Origin of the sequence: Rhizobium sp. LCM 4573 (assembly GCF_001854865.1) — a bacterium.
Classification (GTDB): Bacteria; Pseudomonadota; Alphaproteobacteria; order Rhizobiales; family Rhizobiaceae; genus Neorhizobium.
The window spans coordinates 159,737-179,649 of the sequence record NZ_MDDW01000006.1 but is presented as its reverse complement, the minus strand read 5'-3'; the positions used below and the strand labels follow the sequence as shown (position 1 = coordinate 179,649).

Annotated in this window: 16 protein-coding genes; 10 read left to right on the top strand and 6 right to left on the bottom strand. The window is 61.1% G+C overall.

Translation table 11 applies throughout. From position 1 onward, the window contains the following. The first annotated feature begins 19 nt into the window (after nucleotides 1-19). Together LCM4573_RS13350 and LCM4573_RS13345 are read left to right on the top strand one after the other, a co-directional pair. On the top strand, nucleotides 20-649 hold the full coding sequence (locus tag LCM4573_RS13350; RefSeq protein WP_071006801.1) for a MarC family protein: 630 nt from the start codon (nucleotides 20-22) through the stop codon (nucleotides 647-649). Between the two features lie 103 nt (nucleotides 650-752). Then, on the top strand, nucleotides 753-1,970 hold the full coding sequence (locus LCM4573_RS13345) for an HPP family protein (protein WP_071006799.1): 1,218 nt from the start codon (nucleotides 753-755) through the stop codon (nucleotides 1,968-1,970). Nucleotides 1,971-2,074: 104 nt separating this feature from the next. Here the strand turns inward: LCM4573_RS13345 and LCM4573_RS13340 are convergent, their stop codons facing one another. Beyond that, on the bottom strand, nucleotides 2,075-2,614 hold the full coding sequence (locus LCM4573_RS13340; RefSeq protein ID WP_071006798.1) for a single-stranded DNA-binding protein: 540 nt from the start codon (nucleotides 2,612-2,614) through the stop codon (nucleotides 2,075-2,077). Nucleotides 2,615-2,861: 247 nt separating this feature from the next. Between LCM4573_RS13340 and uvrA the strand changes: the two genes are divergently transcribed. Both uvrA and LCM4573_RS13330 read left to right on the top strand, forming a co-directional pair. Then, nucleotides 2,862-5,783, top strand: a complete 2,922-nt coding sequence (gene uvrA, locus LCM4573_RS13335; RefSeq protein WP_071006825.1) for an excinuclease ABC subunit UvrA — start codon at nucleotides 2,862-2,864, stop codon at nucleotides 5,781-5,783. Nucleotides 5,784-5,806: 23 nt separating this feature from the next. After that, a complete protein-coding gene (locus LCM4573_RS13330; RefSeq protein WP_071006796.1) occupies nucleotides 5,807-6,613 on the top strand; it encodes a DUF72 domain-containing protein in 807 nt (268 codons plus the stop codon). Here the strand turns inward: LCM4573_RS13330 and LCM4573_RS13325 are convergent. Next, a complete protein-coding gene (locus LCM4573_RS13325; protein ID WP_071006794.1) occupies nucleotides 6,610-8,088 on the bottom strand; it encodes a bifunctional ADP-dependent NAD(P)H-hydrate dehydratase/NAD(P)H-hydrate epimerase in 1,479 nt (492 codons plus the stop codon). The two genes, LCM4573_RS13330 and LCM4573_RS13325, sit on opposite strands and share 4 nt — an antisense overlap. 345 nt (nucleotides 8,089-8,433) lie before the next feature. On the opposite strand from LCM4573_RS13325, the gene LCM4573_RS13320 reads away from it, so the two are divergent. Both LCM4573_RS13320 and glnA read left to right on the top strand, forming a co-directional pair. Beyond that, nucleotides 8,434-8,772 carry a P-II family nitrogen regulator gene (locus LCM4573_RS13320; protein ID WP_071006792.1) on the top strand — a complete coding sequence of 113 codons (339 nt, stop codon included), beginning with the start codon at nucleotides 8,434-8,436 and terminating at the stop codon, nucleotides 8,770-8,772. 71 nt (nucleotides 8,773-8,843) lie between these two features. Further along, complete coding sequence (gene glnA, locus LCM4573_RS13315; RefSeq protein WP_071006790.1) at nucleotides 8,844-10,253, top strand: type I glutamate--ammonia ligase; 1,410 nt, start codon at nucleotides 8,844-8,846, stop codon at nucleotides 10,251-10,253. Nucleotides 10,254-10,379: 126 nt separating this feature from the next. On the opposite strand, the gene LCM4573_RS13310 is transcribed toward glnA, so the two are convergent. Further along, nucleotides 10,380-10,886 (bottom strand): lysozyme inhibitor LprI family protein, encoded by a 507-nt coding sequence (locus LCM4573_RS13310; protein ID WP_083347430.1) that lies wholly within the window; start codon nucleotides 10,884-10,886, stop codon nucleotides 10,380-10,382. 247 nt (nucleotides 10,887-11,133) lie between these two features. Between LCM4573_RS13310 and hspQ the strand changes: the two genes are divergently transcribed. Beyond that, nucleotides 11,134-11,463: a heat shock protein HspQ gene (hspQ, locus tag LCM4573_RS13305; protein WP_071006786.1), complete on the top strand. Its 330-nt coding sequence runs from the start codon at nucleotides 11,134-11,136 to the stop codon at nucleotides 11,461-11,463. A 116-nt stretch (nucleotides 11,464-11,579) separates the two neighbouring features. On the opposite strand, the gene LCM4573_RS13300 is transcribed toward hspQ, so the two are convergent. Then, on the bottom strand, nucleotides 11,580-12,224 hold the full coding sequence (locus tag LCM4573_RS13300) for an invasion associated locus B family protein (protein ID WP_071006784.1): 645 nt from the start codon (nucleotides 12,222-12,224) through the stop codon (nucleotides 11,580-11,582). A gap of 280 nt (nucleotides 12,225-12,504) precedes the next feature. Here LCM4573_RS13300 and LCM4573_RS13295 point away from each other — a divergent pair, with 280 nt between their 5' ends. From LCM4573_RS13295 to LCM4573_RS13285, 3 genes are read left to right on the top strand one after another with little or no spacing between them, the layout of a single operon-like run. Beyond that, nucleotides 12,505-14,310, top strand: coding sequence for an extracellular solute-binding protein (locus LCM4573_RS13295; RefSeq protein ID WP_071006783.1), 1,806 nt, complete (start codon nucleotides 12,505-12,507; stop codon nucleotides 14,308-14,310). 52 nt (nucleotides 14,311-14,362) lie between these two features. Then, nucleotides 14,363-15,034, top strand: coding sequence for a DsbA family oxidoreductase (locus LCM4573_RS13290; RefSeq protein ID WP_071006782.1), 672 nt, complete (start codon nucleotides 14,363-14,365; stop codon nucleotides 15,032-15,034). Nucleotides 15,035-15,046: 12 nt separating this feature from the next. Continuing rightward, nucleotides 15,047-15,985 carry a DMT family transporter gene (locus LCM4573_RS13285; RefSeq protein WP_071006781.1) on the top strand — a complete coding sequence of 313 codons (939 nt, stop codon included), beginning with the start codon at nucleotides 15,047-15,049 and terminating at the stop codon, nucleotides 15,983-15,985. Here the strand turns inward: LCM4573_RS13285 and mfd are convergent, their stop codons facing one another. Both mfd and LCM4573_RS13275 read right to left on the bottom strand, forming a co-directional pair. Continuing rightward, on the bottom strand, nucleotides 15,986-19,498 hold the full coding sequence (gene mfd / locus LCM4573_RS13280) for a transcription-repair coupling factor (RefSeq protein WP_071006780.1): 3,513 nt from the start codon (nucleotides 19,496-19,498) through the stop codon (nucleotides 15,986-15,988). Nucleotides 19,499-19,509: 11 nt separating this feature from the next. Further along, a complete protein-coding gene (locus LCM4573_RS13275) occupies nucleotides 19,510-19,839 on the bottom strand; it encodes a succinate dehydrogenase assembly factor 2 (protein WP_071006779.1) in 330 nt (109 codons plus the stop codon). Nucleotides 19,840-19,913 lie beyond the last annotated feature (74 nt).

Genomic DNA, 19,913 nt, shown 5'->3' with positions numbered 1-19,913 from the left:
CTGCCGGCCCGGAGGTTATATGGCTACGCCCGACATGCTGATCAATGCCCTGACGACCATGCTGGTCACGCTCGACCCGCCCGGTCTGGCGCCGGTTTTCCTGGGGCTTACAGTCGGCATGACGGCGCTCCAGCGGCGGCAGGTCGCGTTCAGGGGCTCGCTGATCGGGTTCGGCCTTCTCGCCGCCTTCGCGATATTCGGATCGGGGATACTCGGGCTGCTCGGCATCTCCATCGGCGCATTCCGCATCGCAGGCGGGCTGCTGCTCTTCTGGATATCCTTCGAAATGGTCTTCGAGAAGCGCCAGGAGCGCAAGGAGAAGACCTCGCAGGCCGCGATTACCATCGATCACATCCACAATATCGCGGTCTTCCCGCTGGCGATTCCGCTGATTGCCGGGCCGGGAGCCATATCCGCGACGGTGCTTCTGGCCGGGACCTTTACCGACGCCCTGGACCGGGCCCTGCTTATCGCCGTCATCGCGCTGATCATGCTGCTGGTCTATGCGACCCTGCTCATCGCGGAACGGCTGGATCGCTTTCTCGGCGTCACCGGGAGGGCGATCCTCACGCGGCTGCTCGGCGTGATCCTCGCCGCCCTTTCCGTCCAGTTCGTGGTCGATGGGGTACGCTCGGCCTTCAATCTTTGATTTTTGGCTTTAATTTTTGATTATCGAAGACTGTCGTTTTTCGACGGGATGCGTTAAAGAGGCGCCGCCTCAATCATCCCCACGAAATCGAAAGCTCGGATAAATGAGACGCTTGCTGCGGCGATTCCTGCCGGAAGCCATCCTCATCAGCCAGAAGGAACGGATACGCTCGGCGATCGGCGCACTGACGGGGATCCTGATCACCGGCCTGCTCGGCGGGCTGGTCTTCAAGTCTGATCCGATGCTGCCGGCACTGATCGCGCCGATGGGGGCGTCCGCGGTGCTGCTCTTTGCCGTGCCTTCGAGCCCGCTTGCCCAGCCGTGGTCGGTGCTCGGCGGCAACATGCTCGCCGCCACGATCGGGGTTACGGTCGCGCTGCTCGTGCGGGATCCGCTGCTGGCGTCGGCACTGGCGATCGGAGTGGCGATTGCGGCGATGATGGCGCTGCGCTGCCTCCATCCGCCGGCAGGCGCGATCGCGCTGACCGCCGTGCTCGGCGGCCCGGCCATTCACGAACTCGGCTATGGTTTCGTCATCTGGCCGGTCGCCGGTAATTCCCTGGCGATGGTTCTGCTGGCGCTCGCCTTCAACAATCTTACCGGCCGCGCCTATCCGCATGCGATGAAGCCGCAGCAGACCGATCACGGCACGTCCGACCCGGCGCCGATCGAGCGCATCGGCTTCCGCTCGGAGGATCTGGACGAGGTGCTGAAGGAATATGATCAGGTTCTCGACATCGACCGCGACGATCTCGAAACCATTCTCAGAAGGACGGAGCTGCGCTCCTACCGCCGGCGGGCGGGCGATCTGGTCTGCGCGAGCATCATGTCGCGCGACGTGATCGCGGTGGCGCCAGACAACTCGTTGAAGGAAGCGCAGGATCTCATGCGCGCCCATCACATCAAGGCCCTGCCCGTCACCAATGACAGCGCCGAAGTCGTGGGCATCGTAACCCAGACCGATTTCCTCGAAAAGACGAACTGGGTGAAGGGCCGGGCGACGATCGGCCTTGCCCAGAGGCTGCGCCTGGCGCTCAAGGGCGCAAGCGCGCCGAACGACACCGTGAAGGACATCATGACCAGCCCGGTGACGACGATCGGCCCCGATACACCTGTTTCCGAGGCGATCGTGATCTTCGCCGAAGCGGGGCTGCATTACCTGCCGGTCACGCGGCAGAACGGCAAGCTCGTCGGCATCATTTCGCAATCCGACCTACTCGTCTCCATGCTCGCCGACAAAGCAGAGGCTGTCAGCGGCCCGCTTCTTTCGGCTCAGACAGGGTCGAAAGCAGAAAAATCCGCCATGCTGGCGGAAGTCTGACATCCCTCGCCGGCACGCATTCTGGCGCAGGAAACAAGAACGCCTCCCGCTCGCTGTCGAACGGGAGGCGTGTAGTGCCTTGGCTGCCAAATCGGCAGGTCTGATCAGAACGGGATATCGTCGTCCAGATCGCGCGAGAAATTGCCGCCGGAAGACCCGCCGCGGTTCTGGCTGCCGCCGGCAGAGCGACGATCATAGTCATCTCCACCAGAGCCGCCGAAGTCACCGCCAGCGAAATCGTTGCCGACCCGATTGCCGCCGCCGAAGCCGCCACGATCGCCACCGCCCTCGCCGCGGCCGTCCAGCATGGTCAGGGTCGAATTGAACCCCTGCAGGACCACTTCGGTCGAGTAACGATCGTTGCCGTTCTGGTCTTGCCACTTGCGGGTCTGGAGCTGACCTTCGATATAGAGCTTGGCGCCCTTCTTCACATATTGCTCGACGACCTTGCAGAGGCCTTCGTTGAAGACGACCACCGTATGCCATTCGGTCTTCTCGCGCCGCTCTCCGGAATTGCGGTCGCGCCAGCTTTCCGACGTGGCGATACGAAGGTTTGCGATGGGCCGGCCGTCCTGGGTCCGGCGGATCTCCGGATCGGCTCCCACATTCCCGATCAGGATCACCTTGTTCACGCTACCAGCCATAACTCTCACCTTGTCCGCCGCTTGACGCGGCCTTGAAATCCAATGCGGCACTCTAACCTATCGGCCCTTTCGATGGGGCCATGGCGAAGTTTAATCCACAAGCAAATTTGTTCTTTATTTGTTCTAATTAATCCCTATAGTGCTGTCAACCGACTCAGGAACAGCCCTGCACAGCCGCAGTTTCGTCTCGACAGGCGCTGATCAATCACTACATAAGGACCTTCGAACCTCCCCGAAGAGCATGAAGATGAGCGAACTGAAGACCATATCCATTCGTGGCGCGCGCGAGCACAACCTGAAGGGCATCGACCTCGATCTGCCGCGCAATTCGCTGATCGTCATGACCGGCCTTTCCGGCTCCGGCAAATCGTCGCTGGCATTCGACACCATCTATGCCGAGGGACAGCGGCGTTATGTCGAAAGCCTTTCGGCCTATGCGCGGCAGTTCCTCGAAATGATGCAGAAGCCGGATGTCGACCAGATCGACGGGCTTTCGCCGGCAATCTCGATCGARCAGAAGACGACTTCGCGCAACCCGCGCTCCACGGTGGGTACCGTTACCGAAATCTACGACTATATGCGCCTGCTCTTCGCGCGCGTGGGCGTGCCCTATTCGCCGGCGACGGGCCTGCCGATCGAAAGCCAGACCGTCAGCCAGATGGTCGATCGCATCCTCGCATTCGAGGAGGGAACGCGTCTTTATATATTGGCGCCGATGATCCGCGGCCGCAAGGGCGAGTACAAGAAGGAACTCGCCGATCTCATGAAGAAGGGGTTCCAGCGCGTAAAGGTCGACGGCCAGTTCTACGAGATCGCGGACGTGCCGGCGCTCGACAAGAAATACAAGCACGACATCGACGTGGTGGTGGATCGTCTGGTGGTGCGGTCCGATATCGGCGCGCGCCTGGCGGACAGTCTCGAAACCTCGTTGAAGCTTGCGGATGGACTGGCGGTTGCCGAATTCGCCGACAAGCCCCTGCCCGCTGAGGAGACGGCCGCCGGCGGGTCCGCCAACAAGTCTCTCAACGAGACCCATGAGCGCGTGCTTTTTTCCGAAAAGTTCGCCTGCCCCGTCTCCGGCTTCACCATTCCGGAAATCGAGCCGCGGCTTTTTTCCTTCAACAATCCGTTCGGCGCCTGCCCCACTTGCGACGGCCTCGGCTCGCAGCAGAAGGTGGATGCCGCCCTGATCGTGCCTGAGCCCGCGCGCACGCTGCGCGACGGTGCGATCGCGCCCTGGGCGAAATCCACGTCTCCCTACTACAATCAAACGCTCGAAGCGCTCGGCAAGGTGTTCGATTTCAAGCTCTCCAGCCGGTGGAACGAGCTTTCCGAAGCGGCGCAGAACGCCATTCTCAACGGGACCGAGGACAAGATCGAGTTCCACTATGCCGATGGCGCGCGCTCCTACAAGACGGTGAAGAATTTCGAAGGCATCGTTCCGAACCTGGAGCGCCGCTGGAAGGAGACCGACAGTGCATGGGCGCGCGAGGAGATTGAGCGCTACATGTCGGCGGCTCCCTGCCCCGCCTGCGACGGCTATCGCCTGAAGCCGGAAGCACTGGCGGTGAAGATTAACAAGCTGCATATCGGCGAAGTCACCAACATGTCGATCAAGCTGGCGCGCGATTGGTTCGAGGTTCTGCCCGAGGCGCTGAACACCAAGCAGAACGAAATCGCGGTACGCATCCTCAAGGAAATCCGCGAACGCCTGCGTTTCCTCAACGATGTGGGACTGGATTATCTCAGCCTGTCGCGGAATTCAGGCACGCTTTCGGGCGGCGAAAGCCAGCGCATCCGGCTGGCCTCACAGATCGGCTCGGGCCTGACAGGCGTGCTTTACGTGCTCGATGAACCCTCGATCGGGCTTCATCAGCGCGATAACGCGCGTCTTCTCGATACGCTGAAACACCTGCGCGACATCGGCAATACCGTGATCGTGGTGGAGCATGACGAAGACGCGATCCTGACGGCCGACTACGTGGTGGATATCGGCCCGGCGGCCGGCATCCATGGCGGCGAGGTGGTGGCGCAAGGTGCGCCGGCCGACATCATGGCCAACTCCAAGTCGCTCACCGGAAAATATCTTGCCGGCGAACTCGGCGTTCCGGTGCCGGCCGAGCGCCGCAAACCGAAGAAGGGCAAGGAGATCAAGGTCGTCGGCGCCAGGGGCAATAACCTCAAGAACGTCACCGCCTCCGTTCCGCTTGGCGTGTTCACAGCCGTCACCGGAGTTTCGGGCGGCGGCAAGTCGACCTTCCTCATCGAGACGCTCTACAAGGCAGCCGCCCGGCGCGTCATGGGCGCGCGCGAGATCCCGGCCGAGCACGACCGCATCGACGGCTTCGAGCATATCGACAAGGTGATCGATATCGACCAATCGCCGATCGGCAGGACGCCCCGCTCCAACCCGGCGACCTATACGGGCGCGTTTACGCCGATCCGCGACTGGTTCGCGGGCCTGCCCGAGGCGAAGGCCCGCGGTTATGCCCCCGGTCGTTTCTCGTTCAACGTCAAGGGCGGGCGCTGCGAGGCCTGCCAGGGCGATGGCGTCATCAAGATCGAGATGCACTTCTTGCCAGACGTCTACGTCACTTGCGACGTCTGCCACGGCAAGCGTTACAATCGCGAGACGCTGGATGTGCATTTCAAGGGCAAGTCGATCGCCGACGTGCTGGACATGACGGTCGAGGAAGGCGTCGAATTCTTCTCGGCGGTCCCCGCCGTGCGCGACAAACTGCAGGCGCTCTTCGATGTCGGCCTCGGCTATATCAAGGTTGGCCAGCAGGCCAACACGCTTTCGGGTGGCGAGGCGCAACGCGTCAAGCTAGCCAAGGAACTGTCGAAGCGCTCGACCGGACGCACGCTCTACATCCTCGACGAGCCGACGACGGGACTGCATTTCCATGACGTCGCCAAACTTCTGGAAATGCTGCAGGAGCTGGTGAACCAGGGCAATTCGGTAGTGGTGATCGAGCACAATCTCGAAGTCATCAAGACGGCCGACTGGATCATCGATATCGGTCCGGAAGGCGGAACCGGCGGCGGCGAAATCGTCGCTGCGGGTACGCCGGAGCAGGTCGTCCAGGAAAAGCGCTCCTATACCGGCCATTTCCTGAAGGAGCTTCTGGATCGGCGCCCGGCGAAGAAGGTGGAAGCGGCGGAATAGGCCGTCATTTCAGGGAGGAATTGATGACGAAATCCGGCACGATCCGCACGGGCATTGGAGGCTGGACCTTCGAGCCGTGGGAAGGCACGTTCTATCCCGACGAGCTGCCAAAGAAGAGGCAGCTCGAATATGCGGCGAGCAAGCTGAAGGTCATCGAGGTCAACGGCACCTATTACGGCTCTCAGAAACCGGAAACCTTCGCCAAATGGGCCTCCGAGGTGCCAGACGGATTCATATTCTCGCTGAAGGCGAGCCGCTTCACCACCAACCGCAAGGTTCTGGCCGAGGCGGGGGAATCGATCGAGAAATTTCTTGGTCAAGGGCTGACGGAGCTTGGAGATCATCTCGGCCCCCTGCTCTGGCAGTTCGCGCCGACCAAGAAGTTCGAGCCGGAGGATTTCGAGGCCTTCCTGAAGCTTTTGCCGAACAAGCTGGACGGATTGAAGCTGACGCATGTGGTCGAGGTGCGGCACGACAGTTTCAAGGTGCCGGAATTCATTTCGCTGCTTGCGAAATACAACATCGCCCCGGTCTGCGCCGAACATTTCGACTACCCGATGATCGCGGACGTGACCGGCGATTTCGTCTATGCGCGCCTGCAGAAGGGCTCGGACGACATCAAGACCTGCTATCCCGAAAAAGACCTCAAGGCCTGGGCGAAACGGCTGCGGACCTGGGCCGAAGGCGAGGTTCCGGACGATCTGCCCTTGATCGACGAGACGCGTGAGGTCAAGAAGCAGCCGCGTGACGTCTTTGCCTTCTTTATCCACGAAGGCAAGGTGAACGCGCCCTACGGCGCCATGGCGATGGCTGAGCTTCTTGAAGGCTAGAGACTGAGTTGCCCGACATGGGCGACGAGGTCTTCGGCCGTCATCCCCCTACCCGCCTGCCTGGCGGCTTCGCCGTGCTGATAGACCGCGGCGGCCGCAGATTCGAAGCCAGGCATGCCCTGCGCAAGTAATGCGCCGATCATGCCTGCCAGCACATCTCCCGAACCGGCGGTCGCAAGCCAGGGCGGCGCATTGGTGTTGATAGCGGCACGCCCGTCCGGGGCGGCGATCACCGTGTCTGCTCCCTTGTAGACGATGGCAGCATGGGCACGCTCGGCGGCTTTCACTGCCCGTTCCACCTTGCTGAGGTTCTCGTCTTCCGCCAGATCCGGAAAAAGTCTCGCGAATTCTCCTTCGTGCGGCGTCAAAACGAGGCGGGTTTCGCCTGCCGCAAATGCCTCGAACAGCTGCGAGGGATCGTTCTTGAAGGAGGTGATRCCATCGGCATCGAGCACGAGCGGCCGGTCCTTCACAGCGAGGACAAACTGGCGGGCTTTTTCTCCTATCCCGAAACCGGGACCGAGCACGAAGGCGGAGAGCTTGGCCGAGTTCAGCCAATCGTTCAGGTCCGCGACTGTTTCCACCTCGTGCAGCATGACTGTCGTCAGGGAGCTTGCATTGACCGTGATGGCATCCGACGGCGAAGCCACGGTTACCAACCCGGCCCCGTTTCGAAGGCCTGCGGCTGCGGAAAGACGGGCTGCGCCCGTCCTGCTTCCCTCGCCGGAGAAGACCGCGAGATGCCCGCGGCGGTATTTGTGTGAGCTTGGGTCGGGTCGCGGCAGATGCTCCCGCCAGAATTCCGGGCGATTCTCGCCAATCTTTCCGGCAACGCTTTTCAGGATGCGTCTCGGAATCCCGATATCGAAAACCTCCGTGTCACCACAGAGTGACCGGCCAGGCATCAGCAGATGTCCCGGCTTCCATGACATGAAGGTGACGGTGAGTTCGGCTTGAAACGCCCCGCCCAACGGCTTGCCGCGCCGCCCGCAAAGGCCGGAAGGCAGATCGATCGCGATAACAGGAAGGTTGGCCGCCTCCACCCGGCGGATCATCTGAATCACGTCCTCCGTCAAAGTGCGGGTCAGCCCCGCTCCGAAGAGAGCGTCGATAACGACGTCGCCGAATCGGGGTTCATAGGCCCGCAGCTCCGAGCCGACCTTTGGGCAAAGATCGAAGGCACGTTTTGCGTCGCCCTTCAATTTCGCGGGATCGGAGAGATGAAAAACCGCAACTGTAGCGCCTGCTTCCATGAGCGTTCGGGCGGCGACATAGCCGTCACCGCCATTGTTGCCGGGCCCGCAAAGCACGGCAAAACGATAGGCATGAGGAAATCGTCTTAGCGCAGCCGCAGCCACCGCTTGACCCGCCCGTTCCATCAGGTCGAAGGATATGATCCCGGAGCGGGCAGCCTCGGTATCTGCCGCGGCCATTTCTTCGGGCGTGAGAACCATGGTTTCGATGCCGGAGGTCATGGCTCCCATTGAAAGGAATCGTTGCACAGAAAACAAGCCGTCAATTGAAATAGAGGGTGATTATACATTAGGCATTTGATTGATAATTAATCATTTGCATGGCTGGAAAGCTGATCATCTCACCGACCGGAAATCTGCGAAATTTTCTCGAAATGAACTCTTCATCATCGAGTTTCGCAGAATTCTTGGTTGGTTTTACCCTGAAACTCGGCCATTCGACACGTTCGCACCTGCAAAATGCGAGTTTTCTGCAAATTCGGCTTTCCAGACTGGCACGATATCTGCATTAAGTAGGCCAAGCGGGTCGCGGCCCGCTTCAAGGGAGAAGCGGAGAGATATTTTCTCATGAAAAAGATCGAAGCGATCATCAAGCCTTTCAAGCTGGATGAAGTGAAGGAAGCTCTGCAGGAAGTCGGTCTTCAGGGCATCACCGTAACGGAAGCGAAGGGCTTCGGGCGGCAGAAGGGGCATACCGAGCTCTATCGCGGCGCCGAATATGTCGTCGACTTCCTGCCGAAGGTGAAAGTCGAAGTCGTGCTGGCGGACGAGAATGMGGAAGCGGTCATCGAGGCCATCCGCAATGCCGCCCAGACCGGCCGCATCGGCGACGGAAAGATTTTCGTCTCCAATGTGGAGGAGGTCATCCGCATCCGCACCGGCGAAACCGGTATCGACGCCATCTGACCGGCGCCTTTAAACGACTGGCCGCTCGGGTCAGGGTTCAACTCGTCATCTTGCAATCGAGGAAACGTTAAATGACGACCGCAAGCGAAATCATGAAACAGATCAAGGAAAACGACGTGAAGTTCGTGGACCTGCGCTTCACCGACCCACGGGGAAAGCTGCAGCACGTCACCATGGACATTTCCGCCGTTGACGAGGACATGTTCGCCGACGGCGTCATGTTCGACGGCTCCTCGATCGCCGGCTGGAAGGCAATCAACGAGTCCGACATGGTGCTGATGCCCGACCCGGCAACGGTCCACATGGACCCCTTCTTCGCCCAGTCGACCATGGTCATCTTCTGCGATATCCTCGATCCGATCTCCGGCGAGGCCTACAACCGCGATCCGCGCGGCACCGCAAAGAAGGCCGAAGCCTATCTGAAGGCATCCGGCATCGGCGACACCGTCTTCGTAGGCCCCGAGCCGGAATTCTTCATCTTCGACGACGTGAAGTACAAGGCCGACCCCTACAACACCGGCTTCAAGCTCGATTCTTCCGAGCTGCCCTCGAACGACGACACGGATTACGAGACCGGCAACCTTGGTCACCGCCCGCGCGTCAAGGGTGGCTATTTCCCGGTTCCGCCGGTCGACAGCCTGCAGGACATGCGCTCCGAAATGCTGACCGTGCTCACGGAAATGGGCGTGGTTGTCGAAAAGCACCACCACGAAGTGGCCTCGGCCCAGCATGAACTCGGCGTCAAGTTCGACACACTCGTGCGCAACGCCGACAAGATGCAGATCTACAAGTATGTCGTGCATCAGGTTGCGAATGCCTATGGCAAGACCGCAACCTTCATGCCGAAGCCGGTCTTCGGCGACAACGGTTCGGGCATGCACGTTCACCAGTCGATCTGGAAGGATGGCAAACCGACCTTCGCCGGCGACGAATATGCAGGCCTTTCCGAGAGCTGCCTCTATTACATCGGCGGCATCATCAAGCATGCCAAGGCCATCAACGCCTTCACCAACCCGACGACGAACTCCTACAAGCGCCTCGTTCCGGGTTACGAAGCTCCGGTGCTGCTCGCCTATTCGGCCCGCAACCGTTCCGCATCCTGCCGCATTCCGTTCGGCTCCTCGCCGAAGGCAAAGCGCGTCGAAGTCCGCTTCCCGGACCCGACGCAGAACCCCTATCTCGGCTTTGCGGCCATGCTGATGGCCGGCCTCGACGGCATCAAGAACAAGATCCATCCCGGCAAAGCCATGGACAAGGATCTCTACGACCTGCCCCCGAAGGAACTCAAGAAGATCCCGACGGTTTGCGGATCGCTGCGCGAAGCGCTCGAAAGCCTCGACAAGGACCGCAAGTTCCTGACCGCAGGCGGCGTCTTCGACGACGATCAGATCGACGCCTATATCGAACTGAAGATGACCGAGGTCATGCGCTTCGAAATGACGCCTCACCCGGTCGAGTTCGACATGTACTACTCGGCCTGAAACCGGTTTCTACCGGACCTCAACGGAAAACGGCGGGCTTTGGCCCGCCGTTTGTGTTTTGTGAGCTTTGCTGTCTGTCCTGAATGAATGACAGACTGCCGGCAGCCCTTTTCCGCCGCCTGCCCTCTAGCGATAGTCGCGGCAGAACGAAGGTGCGCCCTTCCCCAGGAGCCTGCAGGATCTTTTGATTTCGGATGTTATGAGCTCGCAGGAGTTCTGCGCGTTGCAGGGCGGCCGCGTCGCCGTCGTGACTGCCAGGCACATGCGCACAAGCCGTGCCGCTGCGGTCTTGCCTGCGACGGATTCACAGCTTGCCGGGCCTCCTCCGATATTGCCCTCCACCTCGTCGAGCCATTCCAGCTGGGTGGAAAGGTCTCTTGCTCTCTGGCTCGCAAGAGCCTTCTGGCAATCGGCATTCGAGGTCATGCTGGGAAAATTCGCCTGCCGGTAGCGGCATTCCGCATCGCGATACCGTTCCCACGCCCGCTGTGCTTCAAGCAATTGGCGCTTGCCGCTTTCCTGCAGTCTGGATGCGATCCTGGACTGCATGATCTCGACCTCCTTGATGGTTTGGGCCGTCGAAATCGATGCACTCGATATCAGGATAAGGGCGATCGTAGCTAAACGTTTCATGATCCGTCACCGGTTGTTGAACTGGTTCGGGATATAGCCGATTTTCCACCGCCTTGCGGCCGGAGATGGTACCAAACCGGAAGCAATCTGAAAGTTTGACAGGCAAGACCATGCCTCCGATCTTCCAGGAGTCGGAATGACATTCAATTGCCCGAGCGCATATGGAACGATATCTGCTTCGTCGCATTGCAACTCTTGATGCGGAATGAATTCATTCCCACATCAGGATGCGAAAGGACATCGCACCATGAAACAACGCAACGCAAAATTCAGGATCGGAGAAGTGGTTCGCCACAAGGTGTTCCCGTTCCGGGGCGTCGTGTTCGACGTGGACCCGGAATACTCCAACACCGAGGAATGGTGGAACGCCATCCCCGTGGAGATCCGTCCCAACAAGGATCAGCCCTTCTATCACCTGCTCGCTGAAAACGACGAAACGGAATATGTCGCCTATGTCTCGGAACAGAACCTCGAGCATGATGAGAGCGACACGCCGCTGAGAAATCCTCAGGTCGCGCAGATTTTCGATCGTGGCCCGTCCGGGCAGTTGAAGCCGAAGGTGATTCTGGCCCACTGACTTCCGATAGACAGCCGTGAATCGAAGGCGCCGGGCCTCCCACCGGCGCCTTTTTCCATTCCGGAATCGAAAAGCCCGGCGCGAGGCCGGGCTTTGAAACTTAAAAGCTTGAGAGCTTAGTTGCCCTGCTTGGCAGCGTTCTGGGCGTCTTCCAGCTTCTTGCGGGCCTCTTCAGCCTTGCGCTGCATTCCCTCTTCGAGGTTGCGCTGGCTTTCGGCGAGCTGCGCCTGCGGCATGGCCGGGCCGTCGAAGGCGCCGGTGAAGCCCTGCAGCGAAATGCGGATCGGGTTCGGCGCACGACGGAAGTTGATGGACGTAAAGACCACTTCGCCGCCCTTCTTGAGGCTTGCGATCATGGGATCGGTGAGCGGCACTTCGGCGGTGCACTTGTCGGGCAGGCAGACGGCGTAGTCGAGCTTCTGGCCCTTACCGCCATCAATCTGCATGACGATGCCCGGCGGGATCAGGCGCGCGGTCGGTACCGAAACCTGCAGGATCTTGCGGTTCACCTTGCCTTCCACCGTGATCAGGCCAACGGCGGTGATGAGCTGGCCGTTCTGAGCGAGAAGCACGTTCTGCACGACGCAGAGATCGCTGTCGTCCTGCTTGGTGCAGGTCTTGAACCAGCCGAGCGGCGGGGCGCCCGGAGCGCCGGCAGCCGGAGCCTGTGCGGCGGCAGTGATGGGCAGCGCGCTCGCGCCGATCGAAAGAGCGAGAGCGGACATCGCCGTCCGCATAACCTTGGTTGCCTTAAGCTTCATAACGAAATCCGTCTCCTGAAATCCGTTCGGGGCGACGTCCGCCGCCTCCCTCGGGGTGTCCTATTGCCCTTCACCTGTCGGTCAAATGAGGCAATTGAATGACCCGCCGTCCGGCAACCCTGTTACATCGCGGCCGCTCCGATATCCAGCCCTCATCACGTATTTTTTGGCGATTACCAGGGCTTTGAAGCCTATCTTTCCACTTGGYCGCAGTTGGTCGCCCCATCTCGATCAGGTATTTTGCAGCGAATCAGAGACTATTTCCATAGTAGGATGGACCATGCGCCRCATCGTTCCGCTCATCGCCGCACTCGCCCTCGCCGGACAGGCTTTCAGCCAGCCTCTGCACGGGATCGCCATGCATGGTGAGCCGGAGCTTCCCGCCGATTACAAGTATTTCGACTATGTCGATCCGAATGTGAAGAAGGGCGGACGCGTGCGGTACGGCGTCGTCGGCACTTTCGACAGCCTGAACCCGTTCAACCTGAAGAGCATACGCACGACGGCTCGCGGCATTTGGGACAATATCTTCGGCAACCTTATCTACGAACCGCTGATGCAGCGTTCCGGCGACGAGCCGTTCTCCCTTTATGGATTGCTTGCCGAAACCGTGGAATGGGACGAGGAGCGCAGCTTCATCCAGTTCAATCTCAATCCCAAGGCCAAGTGGTCGGATGGGCAGCCGGTGACGCCGGAAGACGTGATCTTCAGCTTCGAAGTGCTGCGGGATAGAGGCCGAATCCCCTTTTCCAACCGTCTGGACACCGTCGAGAAGATAGAGAAGGTCGGCGAGCACAGTGTGCGCTTCACCTTCAACGAGAAGGCGGATCGTGAAATTCCCCTGATCATCGCCTATGCGACCCCGATCCTGCCGAAACATGCGATCGATCCGGCCACCTTCGAGCAATCCACGCTCAAATTCCCCGTCGGCTCGGGTCCTTACAAGGTGAAGTCGGTAGTTCCCGGCGAGCGGATCGTCTACGAGCGCAATCCCGACTACTGGGGCAAGGATATTCCGTCCAAGGTGGGTCTCGACAACTACGACGAAATCGTCGTCGAATATTTCCTGCAGGAGAACACCCTGTTCGAGGCATTCAAGAAGGGCGTGCTCGATATCTATCTCGACGGCAGCCCGACTCATTGGGCGCGAGCCTATGACTTTCCGGCGGTCTATAGCGGCGCGGCGGTAAAGGAAACCTTCAAGCCGGACCTGCCGACGGGCATGCTCGGTTTCGCCTTCAACACGCGCCGGCCGGTCTTTGCGGACCGCAATGTCCGGGCGGGTCTTTCGCTGGCCTTCGATTTCGAATGGGCGAACAAAAACCTGTTCGAGAACTCCTATACCCGTACCGAGAGCTTCTGGCAGAATTCCAGCCTTTCCTCATTGGGCAGACCAGCGAGCGAGCGGGAGCTTGCGATCCTGGGCCCGATGAAGGACCGAATCGATCCGGACGTGCTTGACGGCACCTATCGCCTGCCGAAGACGGACGGCACCGGCGCGGACCGCAAGGTGTTGCGCAAGGCCGTGGACCTCCTGAAGGCCGGCGGATACACGATCAAGAACGGCCGCATGTCGGATGCTTCCGGGAGGCCCCTCGCCTTCGAGGTGATGACCCAGAACCAGGATCAGGAGAAGCTGGCGATCGCCTATCAGCGGACCCTGCGGATGATCGGAGTGGACATGATGATCCGTACCGTGGACGATGCGCAGTATCAGGCGCGTTCGGGCAATTTCGACTACGACATGATCCTGAAATCCTACCCCTCGTCACTGTCGCCGGGTATCGAGCAGGTCGGCCGCTGGGGCTCGGCTTCGCGTGACCGGCAAGGCAGCTTCAATTTCGTTGGTACCGCCGATCCCGATCTGGACAAGCTGATCGAGGCCATGCTCGTCGCGCGCAGCGAGGAGGATTTCGAGGCGGCGGTCCGGGCTTATGACAGGATGCTGATTTCCGGCCATTATATCGTGCCGCTCTACCATGTAGCAGAACAATGGGTGGCGCGCCGCAGCCATATCGGCTATCCGGAGAAGGTGCCGCTCTACGGCTACCAGCTTCCCGCCTGGTTCGACAAGCGGGCTCAGTAATCTAGCCACATCGAGCCGCTCGGAAGCGGCTTTCCGAAGAAAGGATGCGCCCATGGAACGGGTAACCATCGACGTCGTTTCGGACGTCGTCTGCCCCTGGTGTTATCTCGGCAAGGCGCGGCTGGAGCTGGCGATCGCCGAAGTGCAGGACGAGTTTGGGGTCGACGTCCACTGGCGCCCCTATCGCCTCAATCCCGATTATCCGCCGGAAGGCGTGGACCAGAAGAAGGCCCTGATCGCCAAGCTCGGCGGAGAGGAAGCTGTGGAGCGGGCGCATGCCACGCTGACCAAACTCGGCGAGGAGGTCGGCATCCGCTATAACTTCGACGCGATCAAGATCGGCCCGAATACTCTCGATGCCCACCGTCTTCTGCATTGGGCGCTGGTGGAAGGCCGCGAGGTGCAGGACCGGGTGGCGACCGCCCTTTTCAAGGCGAATTTCGAGGAAGGCAGGAATATCGGCGACCATGCCGTTCTGCTCGACATCGCCGAACAATGCGGCTTGGAGCGGAAAGTCATCGAGAACCTGCTGGCGAGCGATGCCGACAAGGACACGGTTCTCGACGAGATAGAGGCGGCCCAGAAGATGGGCGTCAACGGAGTACCCTTCTTCATTATCGACGGTCAGTATGCGGTCAGCGGCGCGCAAACGCCGGAGGTCTTCGTCAATGCGCTCAAGGAGATCGCACAGATGAAGTCCGAAGCCCGCAAAGGCATGATCTGACCGGAGGTTCATGTGCAGACGGACCACACGACGAAGGGCGTGCTTCTCGCCTTCGCCTCCTTTGCTGCGTTCGCCTTCAGCGACGCGGCCGTCAAGATGATCGAAGGCGCGTTGCCGCCTTATGAAACGGCATTCCTGGGCGCCATTTTCGGCCTTGCCGGCTTGCCATTCCTCCTGAAATCCGGCGATCGCTGGACGGACATCTTCCGGACGACGAACCGGCCGCTCTGGCTTCTCCGTTTCGTCGCCAACAGCCTCGGCGTGCTCGGCAGCGTCATCGCATTCACGCATCTCTCGATGGCTGAAGCCTTCGCGCTGATCTTCCTGCTGCCCTCCTTCGTCACCATCATGTCGGTGATCTTCCTCCAGGAGAGCGTGGGAATCCGGCGATGGAGCGCTGTCGTCATCGGCTTTGCGGGTGTGTTAATCGTCCTTCGTCCTGGCTTCCGGGAGCTTTCGATCGGACATCTCGGCGCAATCTTCGGCGGCCTTTCCGGAGCGATCTCTATCGTCATCTTCCGCGCCATCGGCCCGTCGGAAAAGAACATCTCGCTCTATGGCGCGGGTGTGCTGGGCGTGCTCTTCATCTGCGGCCTGCTGATGATTTCCGATTTCAGGGTTCCGAACGCGACCGAATGGGTGATGCTGGCGGGCTATGGCCTGCTTGCAGCGCTGGCGACCGTGCTCCTCATGTATGCCGCCAATCATGCGCCGGCGGCGATGATCGGCCCCACCCAATACAGCCAGATGTTATGGGCCGTTCTCTTCGGCTATCTGATCTTCGGGGACACGATCGACCTGCCCATGCTGATCGGCATCGTGCTCATCATCGGATCCGGACTTTTGACGCTTGCCCGTGAAAAGGCACGCAACGTTCCGCTGCCGCGCTCCGTCGCGACTGATCCGCAGGCATCGGTCGTCACCAAGCCGGAAATCGAAGCCGATCTCTGATCAGTTCTCCTGTTTTGCCAATTCCGCGAACTGCGTCATCACCTGGGCGGCGGCGGCGAGCCGCTTTTCCGGTGACGGCAGGTCGCGCGTCAGGAACACGCTCTGATCCGGCCGGATCTTCGCGAGCGTGCCTTGCTTGGCGATATAGCCGACGAGCGCCGCCGGATTGGGGAACTGCTTGTCGCGGAAGGAAACGACGATCCCCTTCGGGCCGGCATCGAGCTTTTCGACATTCGCCTTGCGGCAGAGCGACTTGATGTAGACGACCTTCAGGAGGTTCTGCACCTCGACCGGCATGGGGCCGAAGCGGTCCACCATCTCGGCGCCGAAACCGTCTATCTCCGGAAGTTCGGTCAGTTCGCCCAGGCGGCGGTAGAGACCCATGCGAAGATGCAGGTCCGGTACGTATGAATCCGGGATCATCACCGTGATGCCGACGGAAATCTGCGGCGACCAGCCGGTATCGACGATTTCGTCTTCGCCCTTCACCTCGGCGACAGCCTCCTCCAGCATCTGCTGGTAGAGCTCGAAACCGACTTCCTTGATATGGCCCGACTGCTCCTCGCCCAAGAGATTGCCTGCGCCGCGGATATCGAGATCGTGGCTGGCGAGCTGGAAGCCGGCACCCAGCGTATCGAGCGACTGCAACACCTTGAGACGACGCTCGGCGGTCGGCGTCAGCGGCTTGTTGACGGGCAATGTGAAGAGCGCGAAGGCGCGCACCTTGGAACGGCCCACGCGGCCGCGAAGCTGATAAAGCTGCGCCAGACCGAACATGTCGGCGCGATGGACGATCAGCGTGTTGGCCGTCGGCACATCGAGCCCAGATTCAACGATCGTTGTCGAAAGCAGAACATCGTATTTGCCGTCATAGAAGGCGTTCATGATGTCTTCCAGCTCGCCCGCCGGCATCTGCCCATGGGCGACGGCCACCTTCAGTTCCGGCACGTCCGATTGCAGGAAGGCCTGTATCTCCGGCAGGTCGGCAAGACGCGGGCAGACGTAGAAGCTCTGACCGCCGCGATAATGCTCGCGCATCAGCGTCTCGCGGATCACCAATGGATCGAAGGGCGAGATGAAGGTGCGCACCGCCATGCGGTCGACCGGCGGCGTGGTAATCAGCGAAAGCTCGCGGACACCGGTCATGGCAAGCTGCAGGGTGCGCGGGATYGGGGTCGCCGAGAGCGTCAGCACATGCACGTCGCTTTTCAGCTCCTTCAGCCGCTCCTTGTGCTTGACGCCGAAATGCTGCTCCTCGTCGATAATGAGAAGGCTCAGGTTGGCGAACTTGATGCCGGCGCCGAGAAGCGCATGGGTTCCGACGACGATATCCACCTTGCCGTCGGCGAGGTCCTTCTTCGTCTGCGCGAGCTCCTTTGCGGGGACGAGGCGCGAGGCCTGCGCGATGGTGATCGGCAGGCCGCGGAAGCGTTCCCGGAACGTCTTGTAGTGCTGGCGGGCGAGCAGCGTAGTCGGCACGACGACCGCCACCTGCGCTCCGTTCATCGCCGCGAAGAAGGCGGCGCGCAGTGCCACCTCCGTCTTGCCGAAGCCGACGTCGCCGCAGACGAGGCGATCCATGGGACGGCCGGCGCCGAGATCGTCCCGGACCGAATCGATGGCGTTCGCCTGATCGTCCGTCTCGTCATAGGGGAAGCGCGCGGCGAATTCGTCATAGAGGCCTTCCGGCGTCGTCAGAACCGGCGCGCGTCGGGTAATGCGCGCTGCGGCGATGCGGATCAGGCTGTCCGCCATGTCGAGCAGGCGCTTCTTGAGCTTGGCCTTGCGCGCCTGCCAGGCGCCGCCTCCCAGCCTATCGAGCTGCGCTTCGGCCGCATCCGAGCCGTAGCGCGAGAGGAGGTCGATGTTTTCGACGGGCAGGAAGAGCTTTGCCTGATCGGCATAGTGAAGTTCGAGGCAGGCGCGCGGGGCACCGGCGGCTTCGATGGTGACGAGGCCGACGAAGCGGCCGATGCCGTGCTCGGCGTGGACCACGAGCGAGCCTTCATCGAGACCCGCCACCTCGGTCAGGAAATCGGCGCCACGCTTGCGGCGCTTGCCGCGGCGGATCATGCGGTCGCCGAGGATATCCTGCTCGCCGATCACCGCGATCCGGTCCGTCTCGAAACCCGCCTCGAGGCTAAGGACGGCGGAAGCCGCCTCCCCTTTCTCCAGCTTGTCGAGATCGGCGAGCTTTGCGATCGGTCTGACGCGTTGAAGCCCGCGCTCCTCCAGCACCTGCATCAGCCGGTCGAGGGAACCTGCCGACCAGCCGGTAATCAGCACCCTGACGCCTTCGGCGCGTTTGTCCGCGATGTGCTTGACCACGAGGTCGAAGACATTGACGCGTTCGCCGCGATCCTTGTCCTCGGCTTGCGCCTTTGCCCAGCGCGGGCCGGCATGCGCATCCAATGTCACCACCGGGCGACCTTCGGCGTCGATCTCGTTGAACGGGGTCAACCGCAGCGCGTCGCAAGCGTCGAGCGCGGCGGAAAAAGCCTTGCCGTCGAGATAGAGCTGGCTTGGCGATACCGGCTTGTAGGGCGTGGCCTGCGCGGCTGCTCCCTTGCCCTGCGTGCCGCTGTCGCGCCGGGCGTCGTAATAATCGAGCACCAGCTTGGAACGCTCGTTCGCCGCCTCACGGGCAGTGTGGTCCGTGACGATGCGAAAACCCTTGAGATAGTCGAACGCCGTCTCCAGCCGGTCATAGAAAAGCGGCAGCCAATGCTCCATGCCGGCATAGCGCCGGCCTTCGGAGACGGCCTGGTAGAGGGCATCGTCGCGGGTCGCTGCGCCGAAGAGCGACAGATAGTTCTTGCGGAAACGGCTGATCGTATCGGGCGTCAGCGTCACCTCGCTCATGGGATTGAGGTCGAGCGAACGGGCCTGGCCCGTCGTGCGCTGGCTCGCCGGATCGAAGGAACGGATCGATTCCAGCGTGTCGCCGAAGAAATCGAGGCGCACGGGCTCTTCCGTGCCGGGCACGAAGACATCGAGGATGCCGCCGCGCACCGCGAATTCGCCCACTTCGCGTACCGTGGAAACGCGCTCGAAGCCGTTGCGCTCCAGGCGCGCGGCGAGGTCATCCATGCGGACCTGGTTGCCGGGCTTTGCCGAGAATGCGAGACTTTCGATCACCTCGGACGGCGCGATCTTCTGCAGCATGGCATTGACCGTGACGAGCACGATTGCCGGATGCGGTTTTCTGGCATGCGCGATGAGGCCGGAAAGTGCCGAAAGTCTCCGGGCGGAGACATCCGCACTCGGCGAGACCCGGTCGTAGGGAAGACAGTCCCAGGCTGGCAATGTCAGGACGGGAATATCCGGCGCCACGAAAGACAGCATTTGCTCGAGATCGGGCATGCTCTGCCCGTCGGACATCACATAGGCGACGGACTGGCCGGCGCGCACGAGTTCCGCCAGCAGGAGCGGCTCCATGCCGGGCGGCACATTGCCGACCGTCAGCGCGCTTCCGACCGTCGCTATACGTCCTGCATCGAAACCTGGGATCATGGGTATGGAGTTCATGGGGTCTGCTTGAGCCTCGCTTCCAACGAGGTCGTGGTCACCGGATCGAAATCCGGCTTGTAGGCGGCGACGCGCTCGTAAAGCGGCGTCTGCAAGTGGTCCGGGAGAGGCCTGGCACCGGTGATCCAGGCATGAAGATCGTGATCGTCCTCGCCCATGATCGCCTCGAATTCATCGAGTTCCGCATCCGAGAGAGTGCCGATCTCGGCCTCCGCGAAGCTGCCGAAGACGAGGTCCATTTCCCGGATGCCGCGATGCCAGCAGCGATAGAGGATGCGCCGGCGGCGAGGATCGAGATCGGCGCTCGTGCGCGCAAGTCCAGTCATGTCCGTATCCTTTGTTGCGGTTCATATAGGATGCTTTTCCGCCCCCGTCACCTTGCCAGATAGCCAAAATCCAT

Bases quoted from the DNA above. Each gene is read 5' to 3' on its own strand.
- LCM4573_RS13330 (WP_071006796.1), top strand. From the start codon at position 5,807: ATGACGAAATCCGGCACGATCCGCACGGGCATTGGAGGCTGGACCTTC.
- LCM4573_RS13290 (WP_071006782.1), top strand. From the start codon at position 14,363: ATGGAACGGGTAACCATCGACGTCGTTTCGGACGTCGTCTGCCCCTGG.
- hspQ (WP_071006786.1), top strand. From the start codon at position 11,134: ATGAAACAACGCAACGCAAAATTCAGGATCGGAGAAGTGGTTCGCCAC.
- LCM4573_RS13310 (WP_083347430.1), bottom strand. From the start codon at position 10,886: ATGAAACGTTTAGCTACGATCGCCCTTATCCTGATATCGAGTGCATCG.
- LCM4573_RS13275 (WP_071006779.1), bottom strand. From the start codon at position 19,839: ATGACTGGACTTGCGCGCACGAGCGCCGATCTCGATCCTCGCCGCCGG.
- LCM4573_RS13340 (WP_071006798.1), bottom strand. From the start codon at position 2,614: ATGGCTGGTAGCGTGAACAAGGTGATCCTGATCGGGAATGTGGGAGCC.
- glnA (WP_071006790.1), top strand. From the start codon at position 8,844: ATGACGACCGCAAGCGAAATCATGAAACAGATCAAGGAAAACGACGTG.
- LCM4573_RS13350 (WP_071006801.1), top strand. From the start codon at position 20: ATGGCTACGCCCGACATGCTGATCAATGCCCTGACGACCATGCTGGTC.
- LCM4573_RS13345 (WP_071006799.1), top strand. From the start codon at position 753: ATGAGACGCTTGCTGCGGCGATTCCTGCCGGAAGCCATCCTCATCAGC.
- LCM4573_RS13300 (WP_071006784.1), bottom strand. From the start codon at position 12,224: ATGAAGCTTAAGGCAACCAAGGTTATGCGGACGGCGATGTCCGCTCTC.